General features: G+C 56.2%; 17 protein-coding genes and 6 pseudogenes. 13 read left to right on the forward strand and 10 right to left on the reverse strand.

Annotated elements, in window-relative coordinates; all coding sequences use genetic code 11:
* Positions 1-156: 156 nt before the first annotated feature.
* From sctQ to JFV26_RS33515, 6 genes and pseudogenes are all read left to right on the forward strand, one after another.
* On the forward strand, positions 157-1,116 hold the full coding sequence (gene sctQ / locus JFV26_RS13615) for a type III secretion system cytoplasmic ring protein SctQ (protein WP_201193090.1): 960 nt from the start codon (positions 157-159) through the stop codon (positions 1,114-1,116).
* Positions 1,117-1,201: 85 nt separating this feature from the next.
* Positions 1,202-1,852, forward strand: coding sequence for a type III secretion system export apparatus subunit SctR (gene sctR / locus JFV26_RS13620; RefSeq protein WP_201193092.1), 651 nt, complete (start codon positions 1,202-1,204; stop codon positions 1,850-1,852).
* A gap of 11 nt (positions 1,853-1,863) precedes the next feature.
* Positions 1,864-2,133, forward strand: a complete 270-nt coding sequence (gene sctS, locus JFV26_RS13625; RefSeq protein ID WP_201193094.1) for a type III secretion system export apparatus subunit SctS — start codon at positions 1,864-1,866, stop codon at positions 2,131-2,133.
* 2 nt (positions 2,134-2,135) lie between these two features.
* Complete coding sequence (gene sctT, locus JFV26_RS13630; RefSeq protein WP_201193096.1) at positions 2,136-2,924, forward strand: type III secretion system export apparatus subunit SctT; 789 nt, start codon at positions 2,136-2,138, stop codon at positions 2,922-2,924.
* Entirely contained in the window at positions 2,921-3,973 is a 1,053-nt protein-coding gene (locus JFV26_RS13635) for an EscU/YscU/HrcU family type III secretion system export apparatus switch protein (RefSeq protein WP_201193098.1), read from the forward strand. Before sctT ends, JFV26_RS13635 begins: the two co-directional genes overlap by 4 nt.
* 83 nt (positions 3,974-4,056) lie before the next feature.
* Positions 4,057-4,947: pseudogene (locus JFV26_RS33515) on the forward strand (IS3 family transposase); the annotation flags it as partial.
* Here the strand turns inward: JFV26_RS33515 and JFV26_RS13650 are convergent.
* The 4 genes from JFV26_RS13650 to JFV26_RS13665 form a co-directional block, all read right to left on the reverse strand.
* Positions 4,940-6,898, reverse strand: a complete 1,959-nt coding sequence (locus JFV26_RS13650) for a ParB N-terminal domain-containing protein (protein ID WP_201193104.1) — start codon at positions 6,896-6,898, stop codon at positions 4,940-4,942. The pseudogene JFV26_RS33515 and the gene JFV26_RS13650 overlap by 8 nt on opposite strands.
* 217 nt (positions 6,899-7,115) lie before the next feature.
* Positions 7,116-8,846 carry a hypothetical protein gene (locus tag JFV26_RS13655; RefSeq protein WP_201193106.1) on the reverse strand — a complete coding sequence of 577 codons (1,731 nt, stop codon included), beginning with the start codon at positions 8,844-8,846 and terminating at the stop codon, positions 7,116-7,118.
* Positions 8,847-8,862: 16 nt separating this feature from the next.
* Positions 8,863-9,627 (reverse strand): hypothetical protein, encoded by a 765-nt coding sequence (locus tag JFV26_RS13660; RefSeq protein ID WP_201193108.1) that lies wholly within the window; start codon positions 9,625-9,627, stop codon positions 8,863-8,865.
* A gap of 645 nt (positions 9,628-10,272) precedes the next feature.
* Complete coding sequence (locus JFV26_RS13665) at positions 10,273-11,316, reverse strand: IS110 family transposase (protein ID WP_201193110.1); 1,044 nt, start codon at positions 11,314-11,316, stop codon at positions 10,273-10,275.
* Between the two features lie 119 nt (positions 11,317-11,435).
* Here JFV26_RS13665 and JFV26_RS13670 point away from each other — a divergent pair.
* Together JFV26_RS13670 and JFV26_RS13675 are read left to right on the forward strand one after the other, a co-directional pair.
* Positions 11,436-11,696, forward strand: a pseudogene (locus tag JFV26_RS13670) (transposase); the annotation flags it as partial.
* A 170-nt stretch (positions 11,697-11,866) separates the two neighbouring features.
* Positions 11,867-12,684: pseudogene (locus tag JFV26_RS13675) on the forward strand (IS3 family transposase); the annotation flags it as partial.
* Positions 12,685-12,698: 14 nt separating this feature from the next.
* Here the strand turns inward: JFV26_RS13675 and JFV26_RS13680 are convergent.
* The 4 genes and pseudogenes from JFV26_RS13680 to JFV26_RS13695 form a co-directional block, all read right to left on the reverse strand.
* Positions 12,699-13,844 carry an ATP-binding protein gene (locus JFV26_RS13680; RefSeq protein WP_201193112.1) on the reverse strand — a complete coding sequence of 382 codons (1,146 nt, stop codon included), beginning with the start codon at positions 13,842-13,844 and terminating at the stop codon, positions 12,699-12,701.
* Complete coding sequence (locus JFV26_RS13685; RefSeq protein WP_201193114.1) at positions 13,747-16,317, reverse strand: transporter substrate-binding domain-containing protein; 2,571 nt, start codon at positions 16,315-16,317, stop codon at positions 13,747-13,749. The genes JFV26_RS13680 and JFV26_RS13685 overlap by 98 nt, the downstream gene beginning before the upstream one ends.
* A 253-nt stretch (positions 16,318-16,570) precedes the next feature.
* Positions 16,571-17,021: pseudogene (locus JFV26_RS13690) on the reverse strand (transposase); the annotation flags it as partial.
* Between the two features lie 50 nt (positions 17,022-17,071).
* On the reverse strand, positions 17,072-18,376 hold the full coding sequence (locus JFV26_RS13695) for an IS4 family transposase (protein ID WP_201193116.1): 1,305 nt from the start codon (positions 18,374-18,376) through the stop codon (positions 17,072-17,074).
* Positions 18,377-18,886: 510 nt separating this feature from the next.
* On the opposite strand from JFV26_RS13695, the gene dsbD reads away from it, so the two are divergent.
* From dsbD to JFV26_RS13710, 3 genes are all read left to right on the forward strand, one after another.
* The gene (gene dsbD / locus JFV26_RS13700) at positions 18,887-20,623 is read left to right on the forward strand and encodes a protein-disulfide reductase DsbD (RefSeq protein ID WP_201193118.1); all 1,737 of its coding nucleotides are present in this window, start codon (positions 18,887-18,889) and stop codon (positions 20,621-20,623) included.
* Positions 20,623-21,429 carry a TlpA disulfide reductase family protein gene (locus JFV26_RS13705; protein WP_201193120.1) on the forward strand — a complete coding sequence of 269 codons (807 nt, stop codon included), beginning with the start codon at positions 20,623-20,625 and terminating at the stop codon, positions 21,427-21,429. Before dsbD ends, JFV26_RS13705 begins: the two co-directional genes overlap by 1 nt.
* A gap of 91 nt (positions 21,430-21,520) precedes the next feature.
* Positions 21,521-22,843, forward strand: a complete 1,323-nt coding sequence (locus JFV26_RS13710; protein WP_201193122.1) for a TerC family protein — start codon at positions 21,521-21,523, stop codon at positions 22,841-22,843.
* Between the two features lie 106 nt (positions 22,844-22,949).
* On the opposite strand, the gene JFV26_RS13715 is transcribed toward JFV26_RS13710, so the two are convergent.
* The gene (locus JFV26_RS13715) at positions 22,950-23,054 is read right to left on the reverse strand and encodes a winged helix-turn-helix domain-containing protein (protein WP_446739922.1); all 105 of its coding nucleotides are present in this window, start codon (positions 23,052-23,054) and stop codon (positions 22,950-22,952) included.
* 176 nt (positions 23,055-23,230) lie between these two features.
* Between JFV26_RS13715 and JFV26_RS13720 the strand changes: the two are divergent.
* Together JFV26_RS13720 and JFV26_RS13725 are read left to right on the forward strand one after the other, a co-directional pair.
* Positions 23,231-23,382 (forward strand): annotated as a pseudogene (locus JFV26_RS13720) (transposase domain-containing protein); the annotation flags it as partial.
* A gap of 124 nt (positions 23,383-23,506) precedes the next feature.
* Positions 23,507-24,216 (forward strand): annotated as a pseudogene (locus JFV26_RS13725) (IS630 family transposase); the annotation flags it as partial.
* Here the strand turns inward: JFV26_RS13725 and JFV26_RS13730 are convergent.
* Positions 24,144-25,306, reverse strand: a protein-coding gene (locus JFV26_RS13730; protein WP_201191726.1) for an IS3 family transposase whose coding sequence is annotated in 2 segments (ribosomal slippage) — positions 24,144-25,051 and positions 25,051-25,306 — 1,164 coding nt in all. Because the reading frame shifts where the segments join, the coding sequence is not laid out codon by codon here. The pseudogene JFV26_RS13725 and the gene JFV26_RS13730 overlap by 73 nt on opposite strands.
* Positions 25,307-25,386 lie beyond the last annotated feature (80 nt).

The raw sequence follows: 25,386 nt of genomic DNA on the forward strand, positions 1-25,386 counted from the left end.
TGCCCAGGCCAGCCTGCTGTACCTGAGCATCACGGTCGGCGACCTCGGCACGTTTGAACGTATTATCGGTACTCGCGCGGCACTCGAAAGCGAACTGGTCACCCTATTCAATCGCCCGGTGACACTGGAGCTAAAGCAGCCAAACGGAGCCTCTTGGTGAAATTGCCAAAACTGAGTCAAGAGGAAGGCGAACTGCTGCGCCATATCGGTCCAGGACGACGGCTGGAACACTACGACGGGGCCATGACCCTCACCTATGGTATCGGCGCAGGCGATGGGCTCATCGTGCATGCTCAGGTACTGGATCAACCGGTTCGCTTCTGGTTCGCGCCGGATGCCTGGTGCCGCTGGATCAGCCCCATGCTCGAAGCGCCCAATTGGTTGGCCGTCCCACCTCAACTGCATGAGGTTTTAGCGAGTTGGACCCTCGCCGCGGCAGGTAACGCACTGGCAGACAGTACGATTGCCTGGCCCACGGCCACAGCGCTGGAAGCTGCAACGGTCAAGACCGCTCCCTACTGGTGCCTGTGCTTCGAACACGAAGATCGGAGGTTGGAAGCCTGGGTACTGGAAGCGCCCGTGCACTGGATCAATAGCCTCAGTGAACTGCTCCCACCGGTCGAGATCAATCACCACACTGGCAATCCCAAGCTCCCGGTTGCCCTGATCGCCGGCTGGAGCCAGCTCGATCAAGACACCCTGGAACACCTGCAGCCAGGTGACGGCTTGCTGTTACAGCACGCCTACCGAATCACCGATGGCCAATTGGGATTGTTCCTGACCCGACCACTGGCCACGCTTTCGACTCACGGTACTACGACCCTTACCCTGGAGGCTGTTATGGACGAGCTCAACGACTGGCTGGACACCTCCCCTCCCCCTGGCGAACCTGACACGCTGCAAGGACGCCATCTGCTGCTGACTGTCGTCGCTCAAGTGGCCTCGTTCGAAGCCCCCCTGCATCAACTGGCGCATCTGCAAGTCGGCGATGTACTGGAAGGGCCAACCCATATCGATCATGTCGTGACGCTGACGGTGGCGGGTAAATCTATTGCTCAAGGCCTGTTACTGGAGATCGATGGACGGCTCGCCGTACGCATTGATCGTCTTTTCTGACGCCGAAGCAAAACTCAGGTGTGCGCCCGATGTGCACTAGACCTGGCCTATCCGACAATGGAAGGCCAGCCACTGGAGCACATCGATGAACTTGCTGGACCAGCCCCTGCATCTGATCCTGATGCTGTCCGCCGTTTCAATATTGCCGTTGCTGCTGGTGCTGGGGACATCCTTCCTCAAACTGGTGGTGGTCTTCTCGCTCCTGCGCAATGCCCTGGGTATCCAACAAATCCCGCCCAATATCGCGATGTACGGTCTAGCGCTAATCCTGACCCTGTTCATCATGGCCCCCATCGGCTTTGAGATTCAGGACAACCTGGCCATCAACCCCATTCAAATCGAATCCGATGATTTCATCAACCAAATCGACAACGGTATGCTGGCCCCCTACCGGGTCTTTCTCGAACGCAATACGGCGCCGGATCAGAAGCTGTTTTTCTCGAGTATCGGACGCGACATCTGGCCGGAGAAGTACCACGATCGCGTCCCCGAGACATCCTTGCTAGTGCTGATGCCTGCGTTCACCGTCAGCCAATTGATCGAAGCGTTCAAGATCGGCCTGCTGTTGTATCTGCCGTTTATCGCCATTGACCTGATCGTCTCCAACATCCTGCTCGCGATGGGCATGATGATGGTCTCCCCCATGACCATCTCGATGCCCCTGAAACTGCTGGTGTTCGTGTTGATGAATGGCTGGGAAAAGCTACTGGGCCAACTCATGCTGTCGTTTAACTGAGGGAAAATAGCATGAGTGAAGCCCTGATCACCTCACTAGCCATGCAGATGATGTGGCTGGTCCTATTGCTCTCGTTACCCGTCGTCGTGGTGGCCTCCGTGGTCGGGGTGCTGGTCAGCCTGGTGCAGGCCCTCACTCAGGTGCAGGACCAAACCATCCAGTTCCTGATCAAGCTGGTGGCAGTCGCCATTACCCTGGCGATCACGTTCAATTGGATGGGTGACGTCCTGCTCAGCTACACCAACCGCTCGTTCGACCTGATCAACCAAATGAGGGCCTGAACGTGGAAGCCCTGACCGAATGGCTGCCCGTGATTGGCCTCTACATGCTGCGCCCCCTGGGGGTGATGCTGATGGTGCCGTTGTTCAGTCAGGCCGCCCTGGGCGGTACCTTGGTGCGCAATAGCCTAGTGTTGATGATTGCCCTGCCATTGATCCCGCTGCATGACACTTGGCCGAGCCTGGAAGCCGCCCGTCATAACGCCACGGCCGGGCACTACCTAGTCCTGATCGCTGGCGAGCTGAGCATCGGCCTGCTGATGGGCTTTTGTGCGGCCATTCCGTTCTGGGCCATGGACATGGCCGGCTTTCTGATCGACACCCTGCGTGGCGCGTCAATCGCCAGCATTATCAACCCCCTGCTGGGCCAAGAGTCGTCGCTATTTGGCATTCTATTTACCCAAATATTCGGCGTGTTGTTTCTGGTTTCCGGAGGGTTCAACCAACTGATCGCAGGTATCTATCACTCCTACACCGTCCTGCCTCCCGGGGAAGTCTTTCATTTCGGTCCCGGTTTTCTCGAGTTCCTGTCCCGGCAGTGGCAACTGACCTATGAATTATGCTTGCGCTTCGCGATGCCGGCGATTGTCGCCATTCTTCTGGTCGATATGGCCCTGGGACTGGTCAACCGTTCGGCCCAACAACTGAATGTGTTCTTTTTGTCAATGCCGATCAAAAGCGCCTTCGCCCTGCTGATGCTGGCCATGAGCCTGGAGTTCGCGTTTAACGCGCCTCTTGAACAGAGCCAGCACTGGGTGCAACACGTGCTCACCTTAATGGACCACTTGCGATGAGCGAAAAAACCGAGCAACCCACGCCAAAAAAAATTCGCGATGCACGCGCCAAAGGGCAAGTCGCCAAAAGCATGGAGGTCACCAGCGGCATGCAACTGGCCGTGATGCTCGGCTACTTCATCTTTGAAGGCGACTTTCTTTTCGACAGTTTCACCCTCTTGATCGACACCACACTCAACACCATCAACCAAGACCTGGCGTCGGCGACCAAGCAACTGAGCGAACTGTTTGTCGGCATCTTCGTGCGAATAATGGGCAGCATCGCCGTCATCATTATCGTGATGACCCTTGCGGCTGTCGTGGTTCAGATCGGGCCCTTGCTGGCCCCCGAGGCGATCAAGCCGTCCCTCGAAAGGCTCAGCCCACTGACCAACGCCAAGCAGATGTTTTCCCTTCACAGCCTATTCGAATTTGGAAAGTCGCTGGCCAAAGTGGGGGTGTTATCGCTGATATTTTTCTACCTGATCCGACAATACGCGCCGTCCATTCAGTTCCTGCCCCTCAGCAGCGTATCTTGTGGCCTGGAGGTCAGCACGCTCCTGCTGTACTGGATGTGGGCCGTGCTGATCGGGTTTTATGTGATCGTGGGCATCGCCGATGCAGCCTTCCAGCAGTACAACACCAACAAACAATTGATGATGTCGCTTGAGGATATCAAGCAGGAATACAAGAACGCCGAAGGCGATCCACAAATGAAACATAAGCGTAAGGAAATCCACCGCGAGGTACAAAGCGGCAGCTTGGCGACGAACGTCGCGAAATCCACAGCCGTGGTGCGCAACCCGACCCATATTGCGGTGTGCCTGTATTTCAAGCCCGGTGAGACCCCCTTGCCCAAAGTGATCGAAATCGGTCACGACCACGTCGCCCTGAACATCGTCGCCCTCGCCGAGAAGGCGGGCATCCCGGTGGTTGAGAGCATCCCCACCGCCCGCGCCCTAGCCGCCCAGTGCGACGTGGGACAGTACATCCCCGCCGAATTATTTGAGCCGGTGGCGCACATTTTGCGGATCGCGATGAAATTGGATTATGAGCCTGAAACACCCTGACGTGACTGATGATCTCTACCGATCATCCTGGATACGGAGTTCAGCATGCTCACTCAAAGAACCGCCTTCTTTGCCCGCGAGCTGAAGTAACGTATCGCTTGGTTCGGCAGCTGCAACAGAAGGCTTATTCGGTGGCGTATGCCTGTCGGCTGCTGGGTATCAGCCGATCCGGTTTCTACGAGGCCAACAAGCGTGCTGAAGCGCCAGCATCGATTTGTCCCGTTACGGTGCAACTCAAGGCGTCGTTTGTTGCGAGTGGCGGCTGCTATGGCAGTCGCCCGTTGCGTAAAGCGTTGCGCGCCAAGGGCATGGAAATAGGCGTTTATAAAATTCGTCGCTTGATGCGCGCCAACGGTCTGCGTTCGGCCTGGAAGCGCAAGTTTGTGCACACGACCGATAGCAACCACGACCTGCCGATTGCTGAAAATGTGTTGAATCGCCAATTCGAACCCGAGGCGGTGAACAAGGCCTGGGTGGCGGACATTACCTATATCCGGACCCGTAGCGGCTAGCTGTACCTGGCCGTGGTACTGGACTTGTTCTCACGCAAGATCGTGGGTTGGTCCATGGCTCCGAACATGCCTGCCGAGCTGGTGTGCAGTGCAATGCAACTGGCAGTTGCTCAGCGTCAACCGCCACCTGGTCTGATCGCTCACTCGGATCGCGGTAGCCAGTACGCTAGCGCGAGCTACAGGGCGCTGCTGACAAGAAATAACATGCAGCAAAGTATGAGCCGTAAAGGTAACTGTTGGGACAACTCAGTGATGGAGCGCTTCTTCCTGAGCTTGAAAATGGAGCGGGTATGGCGGCGCGATTACGCCAACCACGCCGAAGCGATACGTGACATCAATGAATACATCGTTGGGTTTTACAACAACGAGCGGCTGCACTCAAAACTGGGATATCTGCCACCGACCGTTTACGAACGGACAATGGCGTCGAAACCACCTATTGAGGTGTCCGGAATTAGTTGACCACTACATAGGGTGCTTCGGCCAGCATCATCTCCCTGGCAACCGCCAATCGATGATTCCCATCTTGAACACTCAAAGTATTATCTCTGTTTATTCTAACTTTGATAGGAGGCAACTCATATCCACCTTTAAATGCTTCTCTAATACTCTGAAGACGATCCTCCTTCAGGTCAGTGCGACCCGCTTGAAAACGTTCGAGCTTCGCATATGTTTGATCTGGCAAACCCGTGCGCCATGTTTTTATCTCGTCAACATTATACATTCTCGGCTGCCAGGGATCATTGGTTGCAAGGCCGTAAAAGAGCCTATCTTCCTTGAATAGATAGGTTTTTTCTCCGCCTGCATCTGTATGCACGTATATTTCACCATCAAAATCCTCATATAAGTTCTCCCCGTCCTTGCCGAACTTTCCTTGCTTGTCCGGTATGGCAGCCCATTCCTCAGAATCTAATTTTTTGGGTGGATTTGAGAGAGGGGCGCCACCCGCTAAGATGTCGCCCGAATTCATCTTGGCCTGCCAGTACCCATCGCGCCAGACGACGTCCATGCCCTGAGTGGCTGGAAGCTCCGGATCACGGACGCGTACCGAGCCCCAGCCACCATCGGTATACACCTCATACACCCGCGCGCGCTCAATAATGTACAAACCCTCGTCGTTCGCCCTCGTATAAAACTGGCCGGCGAGCCCCGTGCGGGGAGGGCTGGCCTTTGTCAGGTCTGCGGGAGACACGTCGTGGCGCGAAAACAGTTCGTTGAGCCGCCCGTCCGGCGTCAGGCCCTTAGTGTGGCTGCGTAAGCGTTCCAAAGCGTCCGCGACGGCAGGCGGGCTGGCCGCCTTGCCGAACTGGCCGGCGGGCAGGTCGGCCTTAGCCAACGTCTTCACCCCCCGCGACACCGCTTTCGTTAGATCAAGCACATCGAGCTCGTCAAGCGCCAGGAACGCGGTCTCCATCAGCGCCTCGGTGCTCTTTCCACGCTCCAAGAGCTGTTTTACGTTGGCCGCATCGTTCAGCATCAACGCGCCTGTGCCCACTGCACACGGTGCGACCCCTACCCCGCTGGTGGCGACGGTGCACGCCACAGCAACAAGGTACCTCGCGCTCTTGATGATCTCACCCTCGATGACCTCGGCTTTGCTGGTGGTCTCCTCCGCGGTGTTATCAATGATGTCCCGAAGCTGCTGATCGCAGGCCGCGGTAAAATTACTAACCGGGATGAGCGAAGCGCGAAAACCGCTGGCACTCAGGCCATTGAGCGCGTTACCCACGATCGTGCGGTCGGCGGCCCGCACACGGTGCTCCACGTCGGTGCGAAACGACTCAGTACCCAGCAAGGCCTTGAATTTTTCATCGAGACGATAGAGTGATTTACCCTCTGGGGCCCCGGGCATGTAGACGAAGCTCTGTCTCTGAACCGAAGCCGTCCTGTCCGGCGTCTGCGCATAGCGTTGTGAGAGTACCCACACACCTGGGATCCGCCTCCCGCCAATTGCAAGTTCGCTGAGCTCTGTATTCATGTGTCTCGTGGAACCGGGTAGGTTGCTGACCAAACGGTTCAGCCACAGCCCCTCATCGAATCTCACGTCTCTATTGTCAACTGCGGTTTGCACCGCTACGCGCAAGCCCATGATCTGTGTGGCCACGCGAAGCTTCTGGAACGCGGCATGCTGCTCGTTTTTCGGATCCAACAGTGTTTTTACATGCGCGATGTACGCATCGCCTGTGTAAGTACCCCGTAGGTTGCCTTCTACCTCTTGCTTGAACTCGGGGGTGTTGAGCTGACGCTGCAGCGCAGGGTTAGAGGCGGTCAGCCGGGCATCTCGTTGGAAATTATTGGTGGTGGAGCTGTTTCTGGTGCGGTCGAATTCAAAGGGCTTGTCGCCATGGCGGCGATAGCCTTCGAGTACCCAGTCGGTCCAGGTCAGGTTGCGGCCATTGAAGTCGATAAACACACTATCGGCGTCCACCCTTTGCCCTGGGAGATGCCACCTGACTGGGAAAGCGCGAAGCGCGTGAGCTTGTCGCTCTCCTGGCGCCGCGTGAACTCGCGCAAAGGGGGCAGGTGTTTATCCGTAAAGGCTTCCAGCTGCGACGCGATGGCGCTTGTTTGAGCTTGCAACAGTTGGGTCGAACCCGGGCTTTGCTCGCGCAGTTGCCGAGCGCTGACCGTCAGTCGGTCACTGGCCCATTGTTCGAGATGCTCATGAAAGTTGCTGCTGGCGTGGGGCTTGAATACCAGATTGGCAGCGGTAAAAAGTCCAGGCTTGTCTTTAATCGCTTGAAAATACCTGACCAAGGCGGGACGCTCATTGGGGGCGCCAGCATCAGGGCTTGCTCCTGAAACAAGGAGCCCGTTTCGGAGGCCTTCAGATTCTGGCGTAGGCGAGTTTGATCCAGATGCTGAAAAAGTTCTTGCCGGGTATTGAACCAGCCCATGCTTTGAGTTTCGGGCAAGTACAGCACCACGCCATTGTTCGCCCCCTGAGTCTCGTTACGCTCGAACACCCACCAGTTTGTTAGATCCACCGTGACATCCTGGGGGCGGGAACCCGTGGACAGGCGGAGCACCCCCGACTGTACGGAGGGATCGTTACGCAGGGCGTCCAGCACAATACTCGCGCCGTTGAGAGGAGCGCCCTGACCCGACAGATAGCCCTTGGCCTTAGCCTCCAGAAGGTCTTTGTGCAACTCCAAATTCAGACTCTGAGCGTAGAGTGTCTTGAGCGGCTCGTGTTGCGTGGTCCGGTCCGTCACCACCTCGTCAAGCTGCGGCCAAGCACCCGAGCCATGCAGGAAGCTCAGCACGGACTGTTGCTGCGCCCCCGTCAGGCTCTGCTGTTGGGTAATCGGGTCATTCAGACTGACCGTGGCCGTGTTGAGATCAAGCCCCGGCACGGCCGCGACCATGCTGGCCTGCGGCAGGGGAAAATTCGTCGTGATGGGCACCCGCAGCGACCCCAGTGACACGCTGCTGTTGAGGCTCACGTCATATTGATAAGGATGACCAGGCAGCTGCTGTTCAGCCCAGTAGGACTGCGCACGGTCAAGCCACAGCCTCTGGGGGCTGGTCAGGGCCTTGCTAAACGCTTGGTCGGCGGCGCGCGAGTCGTAGACATAAGTCGCCCATAGTTTCTGTTCGCTTTGCGGTAGTCTCTCGACCCACGTCATAGTGGGGTCGGCGCTCCAGAGTGGTTGGAGGGCATCAAACAACAGCTCCTCCTTGGAGGGCTGCGCCCGCTGCTGGACGTGCTCCACGGCGGCGACCACCTCCCGGACCGACACCGGCCCCAGGTCGGGGATAATGGTGTCGCTGCCAGGCGTCGCGCTGCGTTTGGCGCGCGCCCCGGCCACAGCGCCCTCTTTCACCCCTGTGCTCCCCAGGTCCTGCTGTAACAGGGCTTGAGCTTCCTCCATCATGGCCTCGCCGCCCTTAGCGACCACGGCGGTGAGGGCGTCCAGGGTGGAGCCCCAGGACCCGTCGACCTGCGCGTGGACCGTCTGGGCCAGAGTGCTGAGGATGGCCTGCTCGCGGCCAGTGAGCGGCTGCGCCGCAAGGGGCTCGGCGGGGAATAAGTGCTGATAAAGCGCTTGCGCGCCTTGGTAGCCGGCATAGGCAACGCCGCCCGCAACTGCCCCCGCCACTAACAGGGGCGGGATAGGTCGTATGCGCCCTTCGACTACTGCCGCGCCCACTGCCGCGTCTATAACCGCCGCCCCAGCGGCCCGGACCTGCGCAATAAATGGTGTGCTTTCCAGCTCCATACTGAGATTCGGGTCGTAAGGAGATTCCGCATCATCAGCCGCCACCCCTGGCAGCCTGAAGCCGGCGGTGAGGTGCTGCGTTGGGATTCCGGGAGCATCGTCTGTCAGGCCACCGGCGCGCACCTGGAGGACATTCAAGGCTTGCCGGACCGTATCAGGCAGGCCCTCGCTGGCGGCCTGGGGGGATTGGACCCCGACGGTAGGCCCCTATCAGACGCAACGGGGGCTCTGCTCCGCCAGTGCCGCGCCCGGCCTGAACGGGCGGCTGCGCGGGAAGCTTCGGCGGTTTTTCGACTTCCGCAGGAAAGGGAAACGCCGACATCGTGTATAACGCCACTGCCAGCCGCTGGGCCAGGGTGTTATGCCGCAACGGCGCAAAAAGCGCTCCGCCAGGGGTTTCTGCTGGGCCCGGACGCAGATCCGGGCCCAGTGCTGTCGATCGCCAGGCTGCTGCTTCGGCACGGCTGCCCGTGCCCCAGTCGACCCCTTCCTGTTCCTCCTGGTGACCATTGAGTACCTCGGGCGCCAAATGCTTCAGCGTCTGCCGCAACGACTCGATGTGCTGTTCAAGCGCCTCAGACACCGGCCTGGCGTTTTGTTCGTACTCCTCCAACCGATCACCGAACAGTTTCTTTTCGTAGCGTGACAGGTTTGGCCCGCCCTGCTCCGCACGTCTCAACAGACCTTCAACCTGATGCAGCAGGGCATCGCTATCCTGCTGCACGGCCAAAGCCGTGGCGATGGGCGCGCCGAGGGCGACAGCCTGCAGACAAAGCTCGGTGGGTTCGGCGCCATGTTCCACGACGGCCGTGGCGCTAGCCTGGATAAGCGCGTAAGCCTCCCTGACCATCCCCTCGGTGCACTTATGCAGCTCCTGGCACGCGGCAAAAGTACGGGCCAGCGCACTGGAGGGCCCCACGCGCGGCGCCTCTACAGGTGCGGCCTGAGCACTGGCCGATAACGGGAGGGAAACGCCTGATCTGAGCTGCGGTGGGAGCATGATTAAATTCCGTGTCAATGACCCGTAGGCCGAAGAGGGGCGTTGCTGCATGCGAGAATACTGACGCGCAATGGCCCTTTCCCTTGGGAATTTACGCCGCTGCCAGGCGTTGATGCATGAAAAGCCCATGGATCTTATGGAAACTGAATCGTTTTCCTTTTTTGGCTGATCTCTGAATGGCGTCGGTCAGCGCATCCATTGTGATAACGGCATTGTCAGGTTGTTGAGCTCAGGATGTATTAGGCAGCGTGAAGGAAAATTAGGCGGCGAGTTCGCCCGCATAATCACACCTATGTAGTGGTCTAATGAATCTATAGTCACCCCCATTTTTACAATGCTGATTAACAGGTGAAGTGGTTGGCTTGCTTATATCTATCCGGCGTCTGTATGAGGCATGCCCCGCGCCATGATGAGAGTCGCGCCTGGCAATCCTGAAAACCGGAACGGCTTCTAAAGCCGTTTCATAAGTCAGGTTCTTCGCCAGGCCGGTGTGCCGTTCACGTCATCCATTTTTCAGCTATCGCAAACCTGAAGGTGCCTCGTGGTACTGCAACAACAGTAGGGTCAGGCCGCCATGGCGTCTGACCCTGCTTCAAACACTGTGTGGTGAGCAGATAGTGCCCAGGCAATTCGCGCCAGTTTATTGGCCAGAGCGCACGCCACGACATTGGAGTGTCGTCGCTGAAGCCATGAGCGCACCCAATCAGCCAGTGCCCCTTTTTGACTATCGAGCCTTTGCATATAAACCCTGGCGCACTGTACCAACAGACATCTGAGGCTCTTGTCTCCTCGCGTGCTGATCCCCTTCAAGTTAGACCTGCCTCCCGTGCTGTACTGTCTGGGAACCAACCCTATGGACGCGGCGAAGTCACGACTGCATCCGAATTGCTTGCCGTCTCCCATTTCGACAGCCAGCAGGCTGGCGGTGATCGGGCCGACGGGCATACTCAGCAAACGACTGCCCAGATCATCGTCAGCCAGTTGGCCAGCCATCTGAATATCAATCTGCGTGATTTGCTCATCCAGGTAGCCGAAGTGTGCGTGCAACCGCTGCAACAATGTGCGGAGCCGTATCGGTAACTCATGCTCGGCCAGAACGCTAGGCAGACGTTTTATGACCGTCCGCCCAAGAGGCAGGCTGATGCCGAACTCCAGCAGGAAGCCATGGAGTTGATTGATTGTTTTGGTGCGGTCACGCACCAGCGACTCACGCATGCGATGCAGTACTGAGAGCGTTTGCTGGGCCTCAGTTTTAGGCGAGACAAATCGCATCGAAGGGCGTGAGGCGGCTTCACAGATCGCCTCGGCGTCAACGAAATCATTTTTGTTACTTTTAACGAAAGGCCGAACAAACTGCGGGGATATCAGTTTGGTTACATGTCCCATGGTCGCCAGTTCGCGGGCAACGAAATGAGAACCAGCGCAGGCTTCCATCACGACAGTACAAGTGGGGCAGTTGCCGAAAAAACGCATCATCTGCACGCCCGAGAGCTTCTTGCGAAACATCTCTCGACCCGATACGTCCTGGCCGTGCAAGTGGAAAGTGGAAAGTGGAAAGTGGAAAGTGTGTTTGCCGAGATCGATACCGACCAGTGCCAATTCGCTCATGATGATGGCCTCCAAAATAAAACACCCTGCGAAAGCGTAGCCCTCGTAGGGTGTGGGGGTGACCATCTCATTACCGGACACCCATTTAGGCGAGAATGCTCGCCAGATCGAGGTGTCAGATGACCAAACAATGCCGCTCCTTTACTGCTGAATTCAAACGCGAGGCTGCCGACCTCGTGCTCAAGCAAAACTACAGCTACATCGAAGCCAGCCGTTCACTCGGCATTGGTGAGTCAGCGCTGCACCGCTGGGTTGACCAGGTTCAGAAAGAGCACCAAGGCATCACTCCGCAGAGCAAGGCGCTGACCCCGGAGCAGCAGAAAATCCAGGAACTGGAAGCCCGGATCGCCCGCATTGAGCGGGAAAAATCGATATTAAAAAATCTATGGTCGCCCCCGTTTTTTCTATGGTCACCCCCGTTTTTGCAATGCTGATTAGTGGGCGAAGTGCTTGGCTTGCTTAAATCTATCCGGCGTCTATTGGGTGAGTCACCCGCGCCATGATGAGAGTCGCGCCTGACGATCCTGAAAAGGGGGTGACCATCTCATTAGGCTACCGCGCTCTTGATATCGGAAGATCATGAGCGTACGCGCAGATCAATCAGCTAAGCGCCCATGAGCCGATTGATTGGCTGTGCAACGTGTTTGAAATCAACCGCTCAAGTTACTACGCCCACCGCCTCAGACGTCGGACTCCTGATGTTGAACGGCTTCGGTTGCGCAGTTGGGTGAGCGAGTTGTTTTCACAAAGTCGCAGTGTTGCCGGCAGTCGTAGCATTCCCTCGTTGATGCGTGACGATGGTGAGCAACTCGGTCAGTTCAAAGTGCGCAGCTTGATGCGTGAGCTTGACCTCGTGAGCAAACAACCAGGTTCTCATGCCTATAAACGAGCCACGATTGAACGGCCGGATATCCCGAACGTCTTGAATCGGGAGTTCGATGTCCCAGCACCCAATCAGGTGTGGTGCGGCGATATCACCTACATTTGGGCCCAGGGGAAATGGCACTATCTGGCGGTCGTGCTGGGACTTTGCGCGCGTCGGATGGTGGGCTGGGCGTTGTCGGAAAAGCCGGACGCCGAGCTGGTTATCAAGGCGCTGGATATGGCCTACGAACAACGTGGAAGGCCTAAGGGCCTGCTGTTTCACTCGGATCAAGGGTCGCAGGGCGGGTTCAACCGGTCGTCGCAACACCTTTGATCGAGGTGCTTATGGGACAACGCGCCGATGGAGCGCGTGTTCCGCAGCTTGAAAACTGAAGGGATACCGACCCAAGAGCCCGGCGCGATATCAGCCATTTCTTGATGCATCGATACAACTGGATTCGACCCCATCAATTCAACGGTAGACTGGCGCCAGCTCGGGATTAGTTGACCACTACAAGCTACACCGTGCCTTGCACCAAGCGAAGCTCCAGCGCATGTAGATAGCCAAGAACCTGCTCGACTTGATTTCGACAGGGCACTTCAACTCCACCAACCGCAATACGTTCAAGTTCGACACACGCATCAATCAATTCTTGGTTTCCAGTCATTTGCGCACCGCCACGGATTTTATGAGCGATCTTGACTAGCCCTTCCCAATCGTTCTCCTGACTCAGTCGATTAAGGTTGACAGCGTCCTCACGATGGGTTCGTACAATCTCGTCGACCAAGGGCGCATAGGACTCCGGGCTCAGCAGCCTGATTCGTTCAAGGTCGCCTCCTCTTGTGGTCATGGCCGCTAGTACGCGCCGTTCGACGGTCTGAGCCACCTCATCGACCAGCGCAGCAAGCATATCGATACCAACGGGCTTGAACAGACAGCGAGTCATACCTGCGTCCAGGCATCGCTCGGCGATTTCTGATTGCGCATTGGCCGTCAGGCCAAAAATTGGATGCATACGCACGGCCTTTTGCTGCTCGGTCTCTCGCATATGACGAGTCAGCTCATAGCCATCCATATGAGGCATGCTGCAGTCCGTGATAGTCAGGTCAAACGCAGGCTCCGCCCGCATCCACTGAGCCAAAGCAGCTTCACCATCATCACAGGGCACGGCCTCGTGCCCCAGATACTCCAGTTGCCGACACAGCAACAGGCGGTTTGGCGCATGATCCTCAACCACCAGAATCCTGAGTTTATGCCCCGACTGCGGTGCTACATCACGCGTTTCGTTAGAATGATCGATGTCGACTAACTGAGCGTCGAGCACCAGTGTGAAACGTGAGCCAAGACCAAGTTGGCTATCGACGCTGAGTTGCGCCCCCAAAAGGTTGGCCAGACAGGCGCAAATACTTAATCCCAGGCCCGTACCAACAGCACGATGGGCTTGCGGATCTGCCTGAACGAAGGGTTCGAATATTTCCTGGCGCTGTGTTTCGCTAAGGCCTTTGCCTGTATCACTGACCTGGATTGCGAAACGTGCTCGCCCTTCGACCGGCGCCCCTGGGAGTTCACGCAAGAGCAACTGAACGCTGCCCTGCTCGGTGAACTTGATGGCATTGCTTATAAGGTTCGATACCACCTGGTTGAGCATCAACGCATCGATCATGACGCCATTGTGTTGAACCTCGGTGACCAGACGGAAATCCAGATTTTTTACGCGCATTGGTCTCGAACAATCGGTAAATAGACTGAGTCATTTCAGTTAGATGAGTCGGTCGCGGCAAGGGCGTCATCGCGCCAGCCTCGATTTTGGACAGGTCCAGAATATCCCCGATCAACGACAGCAATGACTGTGCCGACTGATGGGCCACCTCAAGGCTTTCCTCGACCTCGGCAGCAGTACCACCTCGCATGCGCAGCAGTTCGATCAGGCCGATCAAAGCACTGATGGGAGTACGAATCTCATGACTCATACTGGCCAGGAATACCGACTTGGAGCGATTGGCGTCAGTGGCCGCTTCCTTGGCCAGGCGTAACTGTTCTATCAGTTGCGAGCGCTCGGTAATGTCGAGCCAGCCACCAATCACACCAATGTATTGGCCAGCGCTGTTCAGGAACGGCAGTATCCAGTGGTAAACCCGATAATGCTGTCCCTGAAGCTCAACATCCATGTCGGCAAATGTCGCTTGACCATGCTCTAGTGCATCCAGATAGGTCTGATGGTAACGAGCGCTCACTTCAACGCCGGCAACGTCGCTCTCCAACAGAGTTCTACCGATTACCGCCTCTCGGGAGATGTTGAAAAAGTCCAGATAGGCGCGATTGCAGTCCGCCAATCGGCCTTCACTGTCCCGCACATAAAGTGCCAGAGGCGCGCCATCGATCAGCGTTCGGGTGAATTGCAGTTGGTCTTCAAGGGCCTGCTCAGCTTTTTGACGTTTCTGGACCTGGATTCGCAAATAGTAATTCCAGAGCACAAATACCAGAACGAACAGGATCGCCGCCACAATTACGGTATAAACCACGTCTTTATAGGTACTCCAGGAGCTGGCCACTGCAGGAGGCTCGTGAACCCGCCACCGGTCGGTCATCGCCTTGAACTCATCCGGCCTGATTTCGAGGAGTGCGGCGTTGACAATGTCTTTGAGTATCTGGTGATTGGGCCCCACTGCCATGGCGACTCTTGCCGGACGGGGTCCTATAACCGAGGCAATATGTAAATCAGCCTGGAAATGGTGATTGATGAAATAGTCGGCACCGAACTGAGTGTGTACCGTGCCATCCACCTCTCCGGCAGCCAGCATTTCAAGGCCTTGGGTAGCATTCTGCGCCGTAACTTGAATGATATTAGGGAACTGCTTCTGGATCGTGAAAGACAGCGGACTCCCCCAGGGCAAGGCTAGGCGCAAGCCGTTCAGCTCATCCAGACTTCGAATACCAGCTTCGTTACGCCGGGTCACCACTACAAATGGGCTGATCATGTAAGGGCGCGTGTATTGATTGGGCTCCAGGCGAAAGTCGCCAACGCTCAAAGCTGCGATCAAATCCACTTTGCGGTCTTGCAGCTTCTTGACCATATCGCTGACGCTGTCGCTACGAACAACTTCGAACTCTAGTCCCGTCAATCGCTCGATCAATTTCAGCATGTCGGCACTGAGCCCGTTTAGCCGATTCTTATCATCGAAGAAAGTCAACGGTGCATAGGCATCAGCCACTACTACTTTAAGTTTTGGGTGCTCGGCGATCCAAGCCATTTGCTCAGGAGTCAGGTCCAACGACTTGCGGGCAATCACGAAGTTGTTGCTGAGCGCCCAATTTGAAGTGATCCGCAGCATATCGGCCACCGGAATCGCCGCCAGTGACTGATTGACGGCCTCCAGCAACAATGGAAGCCGCGTACTGACAGCGAAGTTGATGTCAGCCACGCCGCTAGCCCCGGTATCGGCGGTGATATACAGATCATTGCGATAGAAGCTCGAAAGAAGGAATTCCGCCGTTACCGCATTGGTGCGAAAGGCATCAACCTGGTCATAAGCCAAAGCCGCGAGGGCATTCAGATGATTGACATAAGGGATCAGTGTGCTTTTCGGATACTGATCTTGTATGCGCTTGATGTGTGAATCGGTCGTGCCGATATACGCCAGACGTTCAACACCCATATCAGGTTTGAAGTTGTCGTTGATGCGGCGAATGATCACCTTATGATTCAGCAGATAGGGCTTGCTGGCCTTAAAGACAGGGTTGTCAGCGTCCGTGACATCGTTCAGGGCCAGCATATCGATCTCGCCTCTTGCCATAGCTTGCAGTGCTTGGGTCCGGTCTTCAAAACGCAGCATTTGCACAGGCACCCCCAAGGTATCCTGCAACAGCCCCAGCAAGTCCGCGGTAACCCCTTCAAAACTGTTCGGCTCGAAACCAATATGCAATGGAGGGCGCGCCCCCCCCCAAAAAGCAACACGGACAGATGGCCAGCGATCGAGCCAAGACTGAGTCTTGGCGTCGAACGTCACATGAGGAGCAGTTAACGGGGTGTGCACTTGGAGTTTTACTTCACTTTCGCCAAGAGCTAGCTGGGAAACAGCTGACAGCCACAGTAGGCAAATGGAAATAATACAACGGCTAACAGGTAGTATCTTCAAGGTGTTCTTTATCCGTTGAGAACGATGGAGTTCGCCCCTGGAGCGTGCGGCACAGGAGGATTCGGTAGCTTATATCGATTCGCCACGGACCGAGTTAAAACCTCTAAGGATGGTCTGAAGTAGCCATGCGTTTCTGGCTGACTTCGGCCTCCGCCGATTTTGACAGTGGCGAATCGATCCAAAACGCTCAGATCACTCACTCATTCCTATCTTTTTAGCCGCTGCGAGCACCTCGCGGCGGCTATTCCCCACATTACAGGCGCACCTCTCCTGCATTGCTCAGTAAATGTCCGCGGGCCATCCACAGATTCGACAGCGCAAACAGCGTCACCAGCTGTGCCGTGTTCTTGGCCAAGCCACGGAAGCGCGTCTTCACATAACCGAACTGGCGCTTGATCACCCGAAACAATGGGATGGACTCCTCCTCACCTCGTCTGGGCTTTGCAGTACTCGATTTTGTGCTTGGCCTTATAGAGCCGGCTGCGTTTATTCAGTCGTGAATAAGTGCTACGTCGCGCCGCGATCTGCCAAATCACTTCACGATTTCCGTGTTCATCACGCTTCTCAACACCGGTGTGACCAGCATCTGCATAGACCGCGTTTTCTTCGCCATGCAACAGTTCAGCAGCCTGGGTGATATCGGCCACATTCGCGGCTGTCCCGTGGACGTGGTGAACCAGCCCTGACTCCACATTGGCGCCGATCTCGGGCAGCAGCAGCGCATTGCTGCGCCGCCCCCTAAGAGCCAGCCCTTTCAAGGTGTTTTCCCTTTATGAGCCTTAAGCACCCGATCGGTCGATACATGCGCATTCGCAGCCTTTCCCTCCAGCCATTCCTTGGGCTTGGCGATTTTTGGACCGCGTATGCTTTTTGCGACCTGCTTGGGTTTGATGTTCCTGGCCAGCGCCAACAGGCGCTCTGCCAGAGTTTCTGAGGTCGTTTGAAGTGATGGATAATCCGAGGGCAACGCGATCTGCATGCCCTCATAACCGCTCCGCACTTGCACGGCCAGATGGAAGGTCGAAGCTTCCCAGCCTTCAGGCTGCGTCTCGCGATGGGCCTGCTCCACACTACGTTTGAGAACAGCCAAAACGTTGTAGGCCAACACCGCCGAGGCAAAGCCCAGCAAGGCCGCCCGCGGAGAACCGAGGCTTTCGATTTCACTGTCCAGCACCGATTCGAGACGCTGGAACATCCCTTCGATACTCCAGCGGCGACGGTATAAATCGGCGATCTGCTCGGCACTGATGGTGTCGGGCAAGTTGCTCCAGAACCACATCACTGAGTCGCCTGATTCGGTAGGTTTTTGCAGGTTCAGTTCAATTCGGCGCCAGCGGTAGCCACCTTTGAGCTCGATGCTTTGTTCGCGCACTGTTCCGGCTTCGACAGGCACGGGTTCTTGCCAGTCGCTTTCCTGAATCAGCCTTGGATGTTTGCTTGGCTGGCGGATAATGAACGAAGCGCTCGCTTCCTCGCAGGCCTGCATGACGGGCAACGTGCAATAAAGCCGATCGGCCATCCACAGCTGCCCCTCATTGGCACGAGCCAACAACGGCAGCACGCCGACGCGCCCACTCGCGTAGGCATCCTCGCAAGACTGCAAGTCAACGATCTGGTCCAGGTCAGGATCGTAAACCACGACTGAAAACCCCGGCCGAGCCGCGCCTCGTTCACGCCGCAAAGCCCCCAAACGTTTTTCGGAAGAAGGCAAGTGGTTGCCGTCAACGATACGCAGTTGCCAGCCGGGCAAAATGGTTGAACAGCCCAACTTTTCTATCGTCGGAGCCAAGCGTTCTGCGCTACCGGTGACCAAGGCCCGCAGCAACGCGGGCTCTGTGCGGCTGACCTTGTCATAGAGCGCCGCCAAGGTAACCGATAGATCATCCATCTGGCGTGCAGCGGCATGTAAGGAAGGCCGTAAACCCAATGAAACAAGGGACATCAGCTCAACAATGGTCGAAAACAAAAGTTCACGCGGGTACTGGCGTTGACGATGCTCTTCGAACACCTGATCAACCCACTCTGCAGGAATGGCGTGCTCCAGTGCCAACTTGACCATGACACTGGCGGTGCCTTTTTTCAAACCGCGCTAAAACTTCTGCCCACATCGCTTTCATCACCCTGACTGGAGTTTTGGGGGATTTTAAACGAAGACCTTGAAAGGGCTGCCCCTAGGAGCCGGACGTGAGAGTCACCCCTCATCCGGCTCAAGCCACTTGCCAGCACCATGTTTTGACACAGGGCATCAATCCGAAACGGTCGCGGTACGACGGCGAGCGAAGCAAGACATCCACGCAGGATCAAACGGATTCGCCTTGCCGCGTATTTTGACATGACGATCGATTGGAATGGTTGCGGTACGTCGTTGCTTACCCCTTATGTTAAGGAGGAAACGGTGTCCTGTCTTTCAAGGGGCTCGTCCAGGCATGGATTTCACTGCTGTGCACTAATAAAATTTTTAGAGTGATGTCACAGTACGGAAGTACAGATTGATAAAGTTTCTTTGTTAATGCTATTTTAATCAACTTGTACTATCTTTTTGCATTTACAATAATTAGAGTCTTCTCTTATGCACCGTTTTTTCACTTTGCTATTGATGTTATTCTCAGGGTTTATCCATGCGGGAGGCAGCCTATTTGATGTTAAGCCAGAGTTTCTTCCGGCAGAAAAAGCATTTACGTTCAGTTCTCAGCGACTTCCTTCGGGTGAAACTCAGCTCTATTGGCAAGTCGCCGAAGGGTATTACCTGTATCAGCAACGTCTAACATTCGACGGTTTAGCCCAAGAACATCTTCCGCCCTTTCCTGACGGTGAAGTTCACAGCGATGAGTTTTTCGGTACCCAGCAAGTCTACCGGCAGGGGCTGGAACTGAAGCTTCCAGCAGAGGCTACCGGCAAAATCAAAGTAGGTTGGCAGGGCTGCGCCGATGCGGGTTTGTGCTATCCACCGCAGTCATTGGCCGTTGATCTGGGCGGGAGCCCGTCGGTAGTCAATCCTGGTGAAGCACCTGATCAGGCACTTGCCAGCGGCCTTCAGCAACGATCACTCGGCTGGAGCCTGCTGATCTTCTTCGGCCTGGGCTTGTTGCTGGCGTTTGCCCCTTGCTCGCTTCCCATGTTGCCGATTCTTGCAGGGCTGGTCGTCGGCAGCGGCGCAAGCTCGCGGCGTGGTTTTGCCCTGGCGGGCAGCTATGTGTTTTGCATGGCGTTGGTCTACGCCGCCATGGGTGTGCTCGCTGCCATGCTGGGTGCCAATTTGCAGGCCTTGCTGCAGCAGCCGTGGGTGCTGGGTAGTTTCGCCGCGGTCTTTATCTTGTTGTCATTGCCGATGTTTGGCTTTTTCGAGTTTCAGTTGCCCCCCTTCCTGCGCGATCGCCTGGAGAATGCCAGTCGTCAACGCAACGGTGGCAGCCTGGTAGGGGCCGGCGTCATGGGTGCATTGTCGGGACTTTTGGTAGGCCCCTGCATGACTGCTCCCCTCGCTGGCGCGCTGCTGTACATCGCACAAAGCGGTAACGGAGTGCACGGCGGTCTTGTTCTGTTTGCCATGGGCCTGGGCATTGGTCTGCCCTTGTTGTTGCTCGTCACTGTCGGCAATCGCTTCCTGCCCAAACCCGGGGCCTGGATGAACTTGCTCAAAGGCGCCTTTGGTTTCCTGTTTCTGGGCACTGCGATCTACATGCTCAGACCAGTACTGGATGAGGCCTTTTGGATCGGCCTGTGGGGAACGTTGTCGCTGATCCTGGCTTATGCCGTGTGGCATCAACGCCAACCAGCGGGACGCACGACTCATGTGTTCGGCATTGCTACTGTCGTGTTCGGTGTCTGGGGGAGCTTGCTTGTGGTCGGCGCCGCTGGGGGCTCGGATGATCTGTGGCGACCTTTGAAAGTCTATAGCGCCCCCGCCACCAATGCGGCATCGCAGCCGTCGGGGCATGATGCGTTCTCTACCATCAAGACGCCGACTGAACTGCAAAACGCACTGGATTCGGCGAAGGAAAGTGGTCAATGGGTGCTGTTGGATTATTACGCCGATTGGTGCGTGTCCTGTCGAGTGATGGAAAAGGAAGTGTTCGGCAAGTCTCACGTCATGGACGCTTTGAAAGAGGTGCGCCTGCTGCGCCTGGACGTCACAACGGACAACGCTGATAGCCGTGAGTTGTTGAGCCGCTACAAGGTCCCGGGGCCTCCGAGCTTTTTATGGATCGGGCCGGACGCCGAGGAGCGTCGTAGTCAGCGTATTACCGGGCAAGTTAATGCCGAGGCGTTTCTTCAACGCTGGAACATAACCAAGGAAGGTCGTTGATGCTTACTTTCAATATTGGCAGCTTTGTCATTTCGCTGAGCCATCTGTTGCTGATCGGCGCATTACTGGTCGCTACCCTGATCGGACGTCGTGTGGCCAAAGAGGGCAAGGGGCGCCTGGACTCAGTGCTGTTCTGGCTGTTGATTTTGGGGCTTCTGGTGGCGAGAGCAGGCTTCGTTCTGGTCTACAGGGAACACTACGGAACTGACCTGTGGCGCATGATCGATGTGCGTGATGGCGGCTTTCTCGTGTTGCCGGGAATCATCGCGGGGGTGTTCGGGGCGCTGATCCTGGGTTGGAAAATCGCTACACTGCGTCGACCACTGGCGGCCTCAGTGGTCAGCGGCTTGCTCCTGTGGGGCCTTGGGACATTGTCGTTAAGCGTTTACGAGCAGGGGACGCGTCTGCCGGATATTCCTGTGCGCACGAGCACTGGAGAGACCGTGCAACTCACGCACTATCAAGGGCGCCCATTGGTGATCAACCTGTGGGCCACCTGGTGCCCACCCTGCCGGCGTGAAATGCCCGTGCTCCAGAAAGCTCAGGCCGCGCACCCGGACGTAAACTTTCTTTTCGTGAACCAGGGCGAAGGCTCGGACATCGTCAACACGTTCCTCTCCAGCCAAAACCTCAGCCTGAACAATATTTTGTATGATGGCGGCGGGCGACTTGGCCAGGTCGTGGGTTCGATGGCGCTGCCAACGACCCTTTTCTACAGCGCGGACGGCAGATTAATCAGTAGTCATCTAGGTGAGCTATCAGATGCTAGTCTGGCTCGAGCGCTTGAACAATTCGAAGGGCGCTGAATTTGCTCACCCGGAGCAAACTTCCTCTCTGTATTGCCTCGTTAATAACTCACAAAAAAATCTGAACAACCTTGAGGTTAAGTGACTACTTATGGAATGGATTGCGGACCCCACCGCGTGGCTTGGATTGCTGACACTGATCGTGTTGGAACTGGTCCTCGGAATAGACAATCTCGTTTTTATCGCAATTCTTGCCGACAAATTGCCACCTGAGCAACGGGACCGGGCACGCGTCATCGGGCTCTCGCTTGCGCTCATCATGCGACTGGGCTTGCTCGCGGGCATTTCGTGGATGGTGACGCTGACCAAACCGCTGGTCACAGTTTTTGAGCATGCATTCTCCGGCCGGGACCTGATCCTGCTGTTTGGTGGTGTGTTCCTGCTGTTCAAAGCGACGATGGAACTGCATGAACGTCTCGAAGGGCATGTGGCGCAACGCTCGGGCAACGTCAGCTACGCGCTTTTCTGGCCGATTGTCCTGCAGATTGTGGTGCTGGACGCCGTCTTCTCGCTGGATGCCGTGATCACGGCGGTGGGGATGGTTGATGAGCTCTCGATCATGATGATCGCCGTTATCTTCTCCATCGGTATCATGATTGTCGCCAGCAAACCGTTGACCCACTTCGTCAATTCACACCCTACTGTCATCATGCTGTGTCTGGGGTTTTTGATGATGATTGGGTTCAGCCTTACGGCTGAAGGGCTTGGCTTCCACATTCCCAAGGGCTACCTCTACGCAGCCATTGGCTTCTCAATCCTCATCGAGCTGTTCAACCAGATTGCCCGCGCACGGCGCAAGAAGTCCTTGCAGGGCCAGCGCTCGATGCGAGTCAGAACAGCGCATGCCGTTTTGCGTTTGCTGGGCGGCAAGCAACTGGAACAGGACGAAGTGGGTGAAGAAATCGTTGACCTGGTCGGGAGCGATGGCCAGGCGCCTGTTTTTGACCGGCGCGAGCGCGTCATGATCAGCGGAGTGCTGAGGCTGGCAGAACGTACTATTCGCACCATCATGACGCCAAGCGATGAAATTGATCGCTTCGACTTGCGCCAGTCTCAGGCGGAACTGGAGAGTGCCCTGATGAACTCTCCTCATTCCCGGCTTCCTGTGATCCGCAATGGCCGGCTGAGCGAGGCTGATGGTTTCGTTCATAAAAAGGATGTGCTCAAAGCGCTGCTTGCCGGACAGACCCCGCAGTTCGAAGAGTTTATCCGCCCTGCAGTCCGGTTGGCTGGCAGCCTGACGATCCTCAATGCACTTGAGCAGATGCGCAGGGAGTCCACGCACATTGCGTTCGTGGTCAATGAGCGTGACGGGCTTGTCGGGCTATTGACCGTGACCGACATTCTCGAGTCCATCGCCGGTGATCTGCCTGATGCCAGCGAGCTGGAGACCGCTTCCGTAGCACTGGCGTAAACGTCGCTTGGCTACGCTCGTTTGACGCACCACAAAGAAACGCCCCAAAAAGGGTTCTTGCTTGGATAGAAGGGCCCTTTTTCATAACCGCCAGACATGATCCGCATCACAGCTCCAGCTTGTAGCCCACGCCGTAGATCGAGCGAATCGGATCATCACTGGGGCTGGCATCGTCCAGTTTACGTCGCAGGTTGCGGATGTGGCTGTCCACGATGCGGCCGGTGACAATCGGGAGATCGAAGTACGGTTTGTACCCCGTGAAAGTACCCTCCTGGGGCGTCGCTCAGGATCTTGAACAGGCGCAAATCAACCGGCGCCAGGTCAAGACTGTCACGTACAGTTCTGTAAGCAGTTGAGGGGTGAAATTCCCTTCGCCTGACTCGACTTGCTGGATCGCTACGCAGCGGCAAACGGACAGCGGCATGAGCCTCAACGGGCATGATCCGTATGCTTATTTGAAGGACGTGCTCACGCGTCTGCCGACGCAACGGGCGAGTGATATCGCGGAGCTGCTGCCGCAAAGGTGGCAACCGACTTAGTTGCGCAAGACGGGATACCCGGATGCATGCAATAGTTACTTACACTAAGTGACTGAATTTGCTTTTAAATATTATTAGTAATAGTTAGCAAGGCACCGAAACTATTAAGTCTCAGCATGTACCGGCTTCCGACCTTAAATTCCATCGTTTGAAGACCTTCAAGATCAGTAATGATCCGTAGTTTGCCGACAAGGTCGTCGATGTCGTCGGGCTTTATCTGAATCCGCCGGATAATGCCATCGTTCTGTCGGTGGATAAGAAAACCTAGATCCAGGCCTTGGATCGCACACAACCGATATTGCCGCTACGCTCCGGTCAGATTGAGCGATGTACGCATGATTACAAACGCCATGGCATCGCCAGTTTGTATGCTGCTTTTGACATTCTGACGGGAAAGGTCATCGGGCGGATAATCCAGCGCACCAGACTAAAAAGCTTCTTCTTTCTGCAACAAATCGACCGCGCTACGCCCACAGAGCTTGACCTGCATGTCATCCTGGACAACAGCTCGACTCACAAAACCCCGACCATCAAGCAATGGCTGTAGAAACAACCGCGTTTCAAGCTGCACTTCAAGCAGACCAGTGCTTCGTGGCTGAATTCTGTGGAAGGTTGGTTCGCGCAGTTGGAAAGGCGGGCGCTGTATCGTGGAGTCTTCACCAGCGTGGCCGAACTGAAAGCGGCTATTCGTCAATTTATTGAGACCCACAATGACCTTCGGTGAAGCCCTTCCGGTGGAACAAGACGGCTGAATGTAGTGGTCAACTAATCCCGGACACGACGTTAAGTTTTTCCTCGGCCCGAGCTGGCGCCAGCCCACCGTTGAATTGGTGAGGCCGAATCCGGTTGTACCGATGCATCAAAAAATGGCTGATGTCGCGCTGTGCTTCCTGCGCAGTTCTGTAGCCTAAGGTCGGTATCCATTCAGTTTTCAAACTCCGGAACACTCGCTCCATCGGTGCATTGTCCCAGCAATTTCCCCGGCGACTCATGCTCTGGCGTATGCGGTATCGCCACAACCGCTGGCGAAACAACCGGCTTGCATATTGGGACCCTTGATCCGAGTGGAACAGCAGATCCGAAGGCCTGCCACGCTGCTCGTAGGCCATATCCAGGGCTCGGATCACGAGTTCGGCGTCCGGGTTTTCCGACAGTGCCCAGCCCACTATCCGGCGCGTGCAGAGATCCAGAACGACAGCCAAGTAATGCCACTTTCCTTGTGCCCAAATATAGGTGATGTCACCGCACCAGACCTGATTGGGGGCTGGCACATCAAACTCACGGTTCAAGGTATTCGGGATATCAAGTCTTTCTACTGTCGCTCGTTTATAGGCATGTGAGCCGGGTTGTTTACTGACTAAATCAAGCTCACGCATCAAACTGCGCACTTTGAATCGACCGAGTTGCTCACCATCTTCACGCATCAGTGACAGGATGCTGCGACTGCCCGCAGCGCTGCGACTTTGCGAGAACAGCTCACTGACCCGGCTACGCAACCGAAGCCGTTCAACATCGGGAGTGCGGCGCCGCAGGCGCTGGGCGTAGTAGCACGAGCGGGTGACTTCAAACACCTTACACAGCCAATCAACCGGCTCATGGGCACTCAACTGATCAATCAGCGCAAACGCTCGTGATCTTCCGACATCAAGAGCGCGGTAGCCTTTTTTAGTATGGATTTTTCTCGCTCAAGCCGAGCGATCCGGGCTTCCAGTTCCTGAATTTTCTGCTGCTCTGGGGTCAGCGCCTTGCTCTGCGGAGTGACGCCTTGGTGCTCTTTCTGAACCTGGTCAACCCAGCGGCGCAGCGCTGACTCACCAATGCCGAGTGAGCGGCTGGCTTCGATGTAGCTGTAGTTTTGCTTGAGCACGAGGTCAGCAGCCTCGCGTTTGAATTCAGCAGTAAAGGAGCGGCGTTGTTTGGTCATCTGACACCTCGATCTGGCGAGTATTCTCGCCTAAATGGGTGTCCGGTTTCATTAGACCACTACAGAATCAATTATCAGCT

Source organism: Pseudomonas sp. TH31, assembly GCF_016650815.1.
In the GTDB taxonomy this organism is placed as follows: Bacteria; Pseudomonadota; Gammaproteobacteria; order Pseudomonadales; family Pseudomonadaceae; genus Aquipseudomonas.

Bases quoted from the DNA above. Each gene is read 5' to 3' on its own strand.
- sctR (WP_201193092.1), top strand. From the start codon at position 1,202: ATGAACTTGCTGGACCAGCCCCTGCATCTGATCCTGATGCTGTCCGCC.
- sctS (WP_201193094.1), top strand. From the start codon at position 1,864: ATGAGTGAAGCCCTGATCACCTCACTAGCCATGCAGATGATGTGGCTG.
- JFV26_RS13635 (WP_201193098.1), top strand. From the start codon at position 2,921: ATGAGCGAAAAAACCGAGCAACCCACGCCAAAAAAAATTCGCGATGCA.
- JFV26_RS13665 (WP_201193110.1), bottom strand. From the start codon at position 11,316: ATGAGCGAATTGGCACTGGTCGGTATCGATCTCGGCAAACACACTTTC.
- JFV26_RS13680 (WP_201193112.1), bottom strand. From the start codon at position 13,844: ATGATCGATGCGTTGATGCTCAACCAGGTGGTATCGAACCTTATAAGC.
- JFV26_RS13695 (WP_201193116.1), bottom strand. From the start codon at position 18,376: ATGGTCAAGTTGGCACTGGAGCACGCCATTCCTGCAGAGTGGGTTGAT.
- dsbD (WP_201193118.1), top strand. From the start codon at position 18,887: ATGCACCGTTTTTTCACTTTGCTATTGATGTTATTCTCAGGGTTTATC.
- JFV26_RS13705 (WP_201193120.1), top strand. From the start codon at position 20,623: ATGCTTACTTTCAATATTGGCAGCTTTGTCATTTCGCTGAGCCATCTG.
- JFV26_RS13710 (WP_201193122.1), top strand. From the start codon at position 21,521: ATGGAATGGATTGCGGACCCCACCGCGTGGCTTGGATTGCTGACACTG.